The sequence below is a fragment of the Streptomyces sp. NPDC029014 genome, assembly GCF_055564695.1.
This window is the reverse complement of sequence record NZ_JBVHVT010000235.1, coordinates 1-1,271: the sequence shown is the minus strand read 5'-3', so window position 1 is coordinate 1,271 and position 1,271 is coordinate 1. Positions and strand designations below refer to the sequence as shown.

Genomic DNA, 1,271 nt, shown 5'->3' with positions numbered 1-1,271 from the left:
CGCCATCGTGCCTACATGACGGGCGATCATGTAGATGTGCTGTACCTGCCGGACCGCCCGGACAAGGCCCTGGTGCGTTCGCTCTCATCACCCTGGAGCCTGAGCGTCATACTGGGATTGAACAGCGGCCCATTCCTGCTGGCGGCGGGACTTCTGCGCCTGCCGCAGGCGGCGAGGGCATGGCGGCGCAGGCAGCTCCTTCGCCACGGGACACGGGTGCAAGCCAAGGTCCGGGCGATCAAGCGCGATCGCGGAGTATTTTCGGGGGGAAGGCATCCGTTCGTCATCGTCTGCGCCTGGCGCGATCCTGAAACCACTCGATGGCATGTCTTCCACAGTGCGTATCTCTGGGCCGATCCCCGTGCACAGGTGAGTGGGCGTGAACTGGATGTCCATGTCATGCCGGGCAATCCGCGCTACTACCATGTCGATATCTCCTTCATTCGATCAGCGCCAGCACCTGCACGCTGATCGATCAACCCGGCCAGCACCATGCCCACCCTCCTAAGATGTTTTTTGCTGTTTTTCTTTGCCGTGGGCCTGCTGATCCTTCTGGCCGCCGCCTGGCTGTTCGTGGACGTCCAGCGTTTCGCGAGCAAGGCCGTTTCCGTAACCGGAACGGTGGTGGCCGTCCAGGCAGAGGATGCCCGGTCGGAAATGGAGGGGATGCCCGCACGTGACATCACCCTGCATCGCCCGGTGGTGAGGTTCCAGACCGCACAGGGGCAGATGATTCAGTTCACCGCGTCCTTTGCTACCGGGGCACCACTGTACGTGGTCGGTGAACAGGTACAGGTGCTATATCCCGGCGGCATGCCTTCCAAGGCTCGTATCCAGCACCCGGGATTGCGCTGGGGCGCACCGCTGCTGTTGGCGCTGATGGGCATGGGGTTCTGCCTGATCGCCGCATGCGTCCATCGCCTGTGCGTGCGCTACTGGCCGATCCTGTTCGGCCAGCGTGACGGGGCATGTGGCTAGGCTGGGCATCGTAGTGGCCCACTTGGCCTGAGCGTGCTGCACGGCGGGCGCTGGCGTTGCAAAATCGAGGTATTCCTTCCGGAGCCCACCCATGCATCCCATCGAAAGCGAACGCCTGCGGCTGCGCCGCCTGGAACCAGACCGGGATGCTGCGCCGATGCTGGCATTGCTCAATGATCCAGGCTTCGTGCGCTTCATCGGTGACCGCAACGTGCACGCCAAAAAAAAAGCAAGCAAGCCCACCGCCTTCTGGTTGTTGCCCCGCTCTGCTCTGCGTGTCCTCGGCATATCTG

3 protein-coding genes are annotated in these 1,271 nt (G+C 62.9%); all 3 read left to right on the top strand.

All coding sequences use genetic code 11. From position 1 onward, the window contains the following. Positions 1-471 (top strand): DUF3592 domain-containing protein (locus tag ACZ4VL_RS40775; protein ID WP_468211100.1); only part of this gene is annotated, 471 nt, incomplete at its 5' end. Positions 472-492: 21 nt separating this feature from the next. Then, positions 493-978, top strand: a complete 486-nt coding sequence (locus ACZ4VL_RS40770) for a DUF3592 domain-containing protein (RefSeq protein WP_100049978.1) — start codon at positions 493-495, stop codon at positions 976-978. A 91-nt stretch (positions 979-1,069) separates the two neighbouring features. Continuing rightward, positions 1,070-1,271, top strand: a 202-nt coding sequence (locus tag ACZ4VL_RS40765) for a hypothetical protein (protein WP_468211096.1), incomplete at its 3' end; no start/stop codon positions are given.